Below are 7017 nucleotides of genomic sequence, written 5' to 3' on the forward strand. Positions count from 1 at the left end.
AGAAAATCACCTACAATTTTTAAATTTCGCAACATTTGCGTATGATTATATATTTTACCAAATAAGGAGTTGAATGCGTTAATGATAATCGAACAATTACAAAAAGAGTTAATTGAATATGCAACATCAATTGGCGTTGATAAAATCGGTTTTACGCATGCTTCTCCCTTTCATGAAATGAAAAATCGATTGAAACGTCAGCAAGAACTTCAATATCAATCTGGTTTTGAAGAACCGGATATTGAAAAAAGAACAGAACCTCGCCTACTTTTAAATAGCGCAGAAAGTATTATTGCCATCGCCTTGGCGTACCCTTCTAAAATGGAAGATGCGCCAGTTGGGAAAAAAGGGTCAAGACGTGGTATTTTTGCCCGTGCTTCTTGGGGAGTCGATTATCATGTGGCGGTCCGTGAACGTTTAAATTTAATTGAACAATGGCTAAAGAATCGGGTTCCCGATGTTCAAACGAAATCAATGGTTGATACTGGCGAACTAGTGGACCGAGCTGTAGCTGAACGAGCTGGAATCGGATGGAGCGGTAAAAACTGTTCGATTATTACACCTGAGTTTGGCTCTTACGTTTACTTAGGTGAAATGATTACGAATATTCCTTTCATACCCGACACACCGATCGAAAATGAATGCGGTGACTGTACCTTATGCTTAGATGTTTGTCCAACAGGCGCTCTTGTGAATCCTGGACAGTTAAATTCCAAACGGTGTGTCGCGTTTTTAACCCAGACCAAGGATTTCTTACCTGATGAATTTCGAAAGGAAATAGGAAATCGAATTTACGGTTGTGATACGTGCCAAACAGTTTGTCCGAAAAACAAAGGAAAAATGAATTGGATTCATGAGGAATTTAAACCTGAACCAGAATTGGCAAAACCGCTTTTAAAACCTTTGCTTCATATGTCAAATAAAGAATTTAAAGCGAAGTTTGGCTATATGTCGGGTTCTTGGAGAGGAAAGAAACCGATTCAACGAAATGCGATTATTGCATTAGCTCATTTTAAGGAACAGTCTGCTGTGCCGGATTTAATTGAAATTATGGATAAAGATGAGCGCCCCGTTATGCGCGGAACAGCCGCGTGGGCGATTGGAAAAATTGGTGGTTCTGATGCAGAACAAGCTTTACTTAAAGCCCGTGAAAAAGAGACGGATGAAGAAGTGCTGAAAGAAATTGAAAAAGGTCTTACTTTGTTAAAAGCTTAGAAATTGTATTAAAGGGAAGTGTCTTATATGCCATTGCATATTGTTTTATATCAACCAGAAATACCAGCAAATACAGGGAATATTGCTCGTACATGTGCTGGCACAAATACATCCTTACATTTAATTCGTCCCCTTGGATTTTCAACGGATGATAAAATGTTAAAACGTGCTGGATTAGATTATTGGCACTCGGTCAATATCGTCTATCATGATAGTTTAGAGGATTTCTTAGAATATTCGAAGGATGGGGAGTTGTTTTTAATCGAAACTTATAGCGATGAACCGTATTCCAATCACGACTTTAGTGACCAAAATAAAGATATTTATTTTATGTTCGGAAAAGAAACAACGGGATTGCCGAAGGACTTTGCTTATGAAAGGAAAGATAAGTGTCTACGTATTCCACAAAGTGAACATGTACGTTCGCTAAACTTATCGAATACAGCAGCAATCATTATTTACGAAGCGCTACGTCAGCAAAACTTCCCTGGATTAAAATAAGCAGAAGGCTACATTTGGAATAAGCAAATGTAGCCTTTCTTTTATACGCCTTCTGTATTCATTAAAACAATACGCCAGCCATCTGGATCTTCAATCGTAACCCCTTTTTCTTTCCAGTAAAGATTTTCAGGTTCTACTTCAGGATAGCCCATTTGTGCTAATTTATTTGCAATTTCAACGATTGTTTCTTTATTTGGTATGTAAAATACGAGTAAATTATCCTTTGTTGGAGCAGGACATGGACTGCCATCTTCATGCTCTGTAAATTCTAAATGGTAGTCACTATTTGGTAATCCAATTAAAAGCCCTGTATAACCACGGTGCCCAGAAAAGAATCCGATTTTCCGTAGACCAACCCCTTCACAATAAAATCGTTCAATTTCTTTTAATTGATCTGTTGGTCTTGCAAATCGTACTTGAGCAACTTCCATTCCGTTTGGCCATTTTTCTTTCATGTCATCATCCCCTTTTCTTTATAGTAAGGGTTAGTGAAATTTAGAAAAATTGACCAAAAGACTGAAAAAAACAGGTTCAAAAATATTTGAACCTGTTTTATTCTCCTTCCACAGTAAAAATAATGCGAATGCCTGAAGGATCAACTGTTGAAAAGGCTTGGCGGCCACCAAATTTAGGAGCATCTACAAATTGTTCAACTGTTGCTCCTATAGTGGATAAGCTTTCTTTTATTTTTTCAGCTTCTATCTCGTTATTTAATACAATTGTAAACGATTTTAAACCTACTCCATTTTCAGGTGTAGGAGTACCGCCTAAACTATTCCATGTATTCAATCCGATATGGTGATGATATTTACCAGTAGAAATGAAAGATGCTTGGTTACCGAAGCGAGTTACGACTTCATACCCTAAAGCGTTTATATAAAAGTTTTCCGTTTCGCTTATATTGGCTACGGACAAGTGGATATGGCCCATTACTGTTCCAGCCGGTAAGCCGTTCCATGTACCTTCAGCTTCTGCCAAAACGGAACGAACGTCCACTTGTTCAGTCGTCATATAAATAGTCGAATCATTCCAAATCCAACTTTGTTCAGGTCGATCAGCATACACTTCAATGCCATTGCCATCTGGATCGTTTAAATAAAAAGCTTCACTAACATGATGGTCGCCAGCTCCAACACGGGCATTTTGTTGAATCATATGTTGAATAAAATTTCCTAAATCTTTTCTTGTCGGAAGTAATAAAGCAAAGTGAAAAAGTCCCGTTTGTCCGCTTTTTAAAGGCTGTGCATCAGATATTTCTTCTAAAGAAAGGACGCTCGTTGAACCATCGAAAGTTAATATTGCTGTTGTATTCGTTTGTTCTAAAACATCGAATCCAATAATCGTATTATAATATTCGATTGAATTTTGTAAGTTAGATACCTTAAGTTGAACGTGGGAAATATACTTGTTCGGTTTTTTATGAAAATGTGTCGGCATACAATTGCCTCCTATAAATTATTTTTAATAATCAACTTACTTTATGTAACCTAGTTTATTTTCAAAATTGATACATGTCAAGCTAATTCATATTAGGCATTAAAGAAGGATTTTTCCAAAAAAAGAAGACATGATAACAAAAGTTATCATGCCTTTTTGTAGAGATTATTTTTCTGAAGTATAGTCGCCTTCATAACCAGCAGTAAAGATAGCGATTAAAAATGCAACAATAACAGCAAGAATTAAAATTAAGCTCATGGAAGAATCCTCCTCATGTATATAAAATCTCTTTATTTAGTATAGCTTATCTAACTAAACTTTACTACATTATTTTCTCTTAAGTAATGGGTGAAATATTATTTTTGGGGAATAGTAATGTTAGGAGGGGGAAAAAAGATGGAGCAAGATAAAACAATTATGAATGGTACGATGGCAAATAATATGGAAGATCTAATCTTTCTAGGTAAGCAAATGGAACGAATGAGAGATGGAGCACAATTAGAGGAAGATATGCGTTTTCCAGATCCAATTCAATTCGATGATCTCGATAATGACAATGATGAAAAGGAAACTTATAAAAGGAAAAATTAATAGAAGCTGACTCAAATGATTTTGAGTCAGCTTAGTTCGTTAAGATTTTACTTGATAATCTTTTAATTCATCCCGTAATTTTGCTTTTAAAAATTTTCCTACAGAAGTTTTCGGTATTTCATTCATGAAAACGACATCATCTGGTAACCACCATTTTGCAAATTGTCCTTCTAAATAGCTTATTAATTCTTCCTTTGTCGTTTGTTTGCCTTCTTTTAACACGACACATGCAAGGGGGCGCTCCTGCCATTTTTCGTGGGGAACTGCTATGACAGCCGCTTCGAATACTGCTTCATGGGTCATTAAAGCGTTTTCTAAATCGACGGAAGAAATCCATTCACCACCACTTTTAATGAGATCCTTCGTCCGATCTGTAATTTTGATATAACCTTCTTTTGTTACAACTGCAATATCTCCGGTATATAACCAACCATCTTTAAAGGCTTCTGATGTCCGTTCGTCTTTATAATATTCATCTGCAATCCATGGTCCTCGAATACGTAATTCGCCCATTGTTTGCCCGTCTTGCGGCACTATCCCTGCTTCATTTACGACTTCCGTATCGAGAAGGGGAACGGTTATCCCTTGAGTTGCACGGATGTTTAGTTTTTCTTCAGGTGTCCACTCATCCATGGAAGATGTATAAGTAGAGAGGGAAACGATAGGAGTTGTTTCCGTCATACCATAACCGACAATGAATGGCACGTTAAATTTCTCTTCAAAGGTTTTAATTAATCCCTTAGGAGAAGCTGAGCCACCACATACGACTGAACGTAGGGAAGATACATCCCGTGGATTTTTCTCCTGTTCTTGAGCTACGCCTAGCCAAATAGTCGGCACCCCTGCCGTGACAGTCACTTTTTCCTCTTGTATTAAATCAAGGATTAATGATGGTGTAAATCCAGGTCCAGGTAGTACTTGGGTACAACCATATAAAACAGAGGCAAAAGGCATGCCCCAAGCGTTTACATGAAACATTGGAACAATCGGCATGACGACATCTCTTTCCATTAATCCCATGCTATCACTTAAACCAAGGGCAAGGCTATGCAATACTAACCCACGGTGGGAATAAACAACCCCCTTCGGCATACCTGTTGTGGCACTTGTATAGCACATGCCAGCTGGTGTATGTTCATCTAAATCTTCAGGGAAGTTAAAGTCATCTGAGCTTTCAGCCAACAATTTTTCATAGGAATGAACATTGGGGAAGCTTGATTCTGGGATTTCCATATTATCTTGCATGATAATAATATGTTTAACAGTTTTTAAGTAAGGGATTGCTTTTTCTAATAACGGGAAAAGATCACCATCAATTAATAAAATTTCGTCTTCTGCATGATTGATTACATAAATAATATGTTCTGGTGATAAACGAATATTGACCATATGCAAAATCGCACCTGCACATGGAACTGCAAAGTAAGCCTCGAGATGTCGGTGATGATTCCACGCAAAAGAACCGACCTTCGTCCCACGTTTCATGCCTAGTGAAGTTAATGCATTGGCAAGTTTACGAGTTCGTTTTACATACTCTTTGTAAGGTATACGGTGAATGGTGTCAGGGCTAGTACGGGAAATTACTAGTTTTTCAGGGTAATACTTTTCGACGCGCTTTAGAAAACTTGTTAACAGTAATGGGGTTTCCATCATAAGAATCACTCTCCACAGGAAAATTTAAGAAAAAGGACTTGGAAATAAGAAAAAATACCTTTCATATATGTATATTTCTACAAAGCTCATGTTAGAACGACTAAAATAGATTTTTTTATGAGAAGTATATCTATAACAATAGACTTAAGGAAAATTAGACTCCTTCTAGTAATTTATTGATAAATTAGAAATTTCAGTTCAAAATATTTAGTAACCTGAATAAATAATCGTATAATATTAATATGAAAGAGTTAGGAGGGAGTAATTTTGACGATGATACCATCAAAAACGTTAACAAATGGAGTAGAAATGCCTTACCTTGGTTTAGGTGTTTACAAAATGACAGAGCCTGAAGTAGCTCTACAAGCAATGGTAAAGGCCCTTGAAGTTGGCTACCGTGCCATTGATACTGCTGCTCTTTATAACAATGAAACAGAAGTAGGGGAAGCTATTCGCCAATCGAACGTTGCAAGAGAAGAAATCTTTGTGACGACAAAGGTTTGGAACACGGATCAAGGCTATGATGAGACGTTACGTGCATTTGAAACATCATTAAAAAAACTAGGACTTGAATATGTAGATCTATATTTAACCCATTGGCCAGTAGAAGGGAAATTTGTAGATACTTATCGCGCCATTGAGAGACTATATGAAGAAAAATTAATTCGTGTACCTGGTGTATCCAACCACCATATTCATCATTTAGAAAAAGTTTTTGCAAAGGCAAATGTTAAACCAATGGTGAACCAAGTTGAATTACAACCATATCTTGCTCAAGAAGAACTGCGAGCTTTTTGTAAAGAAAATGATATTGCAGTAACAGCATGGTCTCCGCTAGGTCAAGGAAGAGTTCTTGAAGATGCAGTCATTACTGACATTGCACAGCAACTTGGTAAATCAACGGCACAAGTCATTCTTCGTTGGCATTATCAAAACGATGTTATTACGATTCCAAAATCGGTTACTCCAAGTCGTATTGAGCAAAATATGCAAATATTTGATTTTGAACTTTCAGCAGAACAAATGGAAAAAATGAATCAACTGAATAAAAATCAACGCTTTGGATCAGACCCAGACAATTTTGACTTTTAGTAAATTGTTTAGAGGTGACTTGAATATTTAGTCTTATCACGTAACATTTTTGTTTAAAATGAGGAAGGATAGATAGAGCGATTACATAGGCCCTATCTATCCTTTTTTATTTTCAAATTAAACTTGGTTCATTCCTTACAGAATGTACTGAATGGGATTTAAGAAAGTTAATAAGACTTACATCAGTTTCTTTTGCAGATTTACCGAGCCAAATTAAATGTCCCCATGTATCAAGCAAACACATTTCAGAAGAGGTTATATTTTCATGGGCAAAAAATGGATGGTCTAAAGGTACTGATCCATCATGTTTACTATGCATTATAAAAGTAGGACAACTTATTCCTTGTAAAGTTTCAGTTGAAAGGTCATTAATCTGTACTAAATCTATAAAGAAACCGTATCCGGATTGATATGCCCCGTAAAAGTTAGACACCAATCTAACTTTTACGGGGTGTTTTTTATGACTAAAATTACAAAAGATGAAAAAATACGAATATTATTACGTTATGTAAATGGACAAGAAAGTGT

The 7017-nt window shown here is 36.5% G+C and carries 8 protein-coding genes; 4 read left to right on the top strand and 4 right to left on the bottom strand.

The annotated features are described in order from the left end of the window. Positions 1–81: 81 nt before the first annotated feature. Entirely contained in the window at positions 82–1215 is a 1134-nt protein-coding gene (gene queG, locus EC501_RS13870; RefSeq protein ID WP_122972900.1) for a tRNA epoxyqueuosine(34) reductase QueG, read from the top strand. A gap of 27 nt (positions 1216–1242) precedes the next feature. Next, the gene (gene trmL / locus EC501_RS13875; RefSeq protein WP_122972901.1) at positions 1243–1716 is read left to right on the top strand and encodes a tRNA (uridine(34)/cytosine(34)/5-carboxymethylaminomethyluridine(34)-2'-O)-methyltransferase TrmL; all 474 of its coding nucleotides are present in this window, start codon (positions 1243–1245) and stop codon (positions 1714–1716) included. A 41-nt stretch (positions 1717–1757) separates the two neighbouring features. On the opposite strand, the gene EC501_RS13880 is transcribed toward trmL, so the two are convergent. Together EC501_RS13880 and EC501_RS13885 are read right to left on the bottom strand one after the other, a co-directional pair. Continuing rightward, positions 1758–2171 carry a VOC family protein gene (locus EC501_RS13880; RefSeq protein WP_122972902.1) on the bottom strand — a complete coding sequence of 138 codons (414 nt, stop codon included), beginning with the start codon at positions 2169–2171 and terminating at the stop codon, positions 1758–1760. A gap of 97 nt (positions 2172–2268) precedes the next feature. Continuing rightward, positions 2269–3153 carry a VOC family protein gene (locus EC501_RS13885; protein WP_122972903.1) on the bottom strand — a complete coding sequence of 295 codons (885 nt, stop codon included), beginning with the start codon at positions 3151–3153 and terminating at the stop codon, positions 2269–2271. A gap of 396 nt (positions 3154–3549) precedes the next feature. Between EC501_RS13885 and EC501_RS13890 the strand changes: the two genes are divergently transcribed. Then, positions 3550–3744 (top strand): hypothetical protein, encoded by a 195-nt coding sequence (locus tag EC501_RS13890; RefSeq protein ID WP_122972904.1) that lies wholly within the window; start codon positions 3550–3552, stop codon positions 3742–3744. Positions 3745–3783: 39 nt separating this feature from the next. Here EC501_RS13890 and EC501_RS13895 read toward each other — a convergent pair whose 3' ends face one another. Continuing rightward, positions 3784–5397: a long-chain fatty acid--CoA ligase gene (locus EC501_RS13895; RefSeq protein ID WP_122972905.1), complete on the bottom strand. Its 1614-nt coding sequence runs from the start codon at positions 5395–5397 to the stop codon at positions 3784–3786. A gap of 273 nt (positions 5398–5670) precedes the next feature. Here EC501_RS13895 and EC501_RS13900 point away from each other — a divergent pair, with 273 nt between their 5' ends. Continuing rightward, on the top strand, positions 5671–6489 hold the full coding sequence (locus tag EC501_RS13900) for an aldo/keto reductase (RefSeq protein WP_174232699.1): 819 nt from the start codon (positions 5671–5673) through the stop codon (positions 6487–6489). A 112-nt stretch (positions 6490–6601) separates the two neighbouring features. On the opposite strand, the gene EC501_RS13905 is transcribed toward EC501_RS13900, so the two are convergent. Continuing rightward, positions 6602–6922, bottom strand: coding sequence for an alpha/beta fold hydrolase (locus tag EC501_RS13905; RefSeq protein WP_122972907.1), 321 nt, complete (start codon positions 6920–6922; stop codon positions 6602–6604). Positions 6923–7017: the final 95 nt, after the last annotated feature.

The organism is Lysinibacillus halotolerans (genome assembly GCF_003711845.1).
Lineage (GTDB): Bacteria > Bacillota > Bacilli > Bacillales_A > Planococcaceae > Ureibacillus > Ureibacillus halotolerans.

Excerpts from the sequence above, each read along its gene's own strand:
- EC501_RS13880 (WP_122972902.1), bottom strand. The coding sequence starts at position 2,171 with ATGAAAGAAAAATGGCCAAACGGAATGGAAGTTGCTCAAGTACGATTT.
- queG (WP_122972900.1), top strand. The coding sequence starts at position 82 with ATGATAATCGAACAATTACAAAAAGAGTTAATTGAATATGCAACATCA.
- EC501_RS13885 (WP_122972903.1), bottom strand. The coding sequence starts at position 3,153 with ATGCCGACACATTTTCATAAAAAACCGAACAAGTATATTTCCCACGTT.
- EC501_RS13895 (WP_122972905.1), bottom strand. The coding sequence starts at position 5,397 with ATGATGGAAACCCCATTACTGTTAACAAGTTTTCTAAAGCGCGTCGAA.
- trmL (WP_122972901.1), top strand. The coding sequence starts at position 1,243 with ATGCCATTGCATATTGTTTTATATCAACCAGAAATACCAGCAAATACA.
- EC501_RS13900 (WP_174232699.1), top strand. The coding sequence starts at position 5,671 with ATGATACCATCAAAAACGTTAACAAATGGAGTAGAAATGCCTTACCTT.
- EC501_RS13890 (WP_122972904.1), top strand. The coding sequence starts at position 3,550 with ATGGAGCAAGATAAAACAATTATGAATGGTACGATGGCAAATAATATG.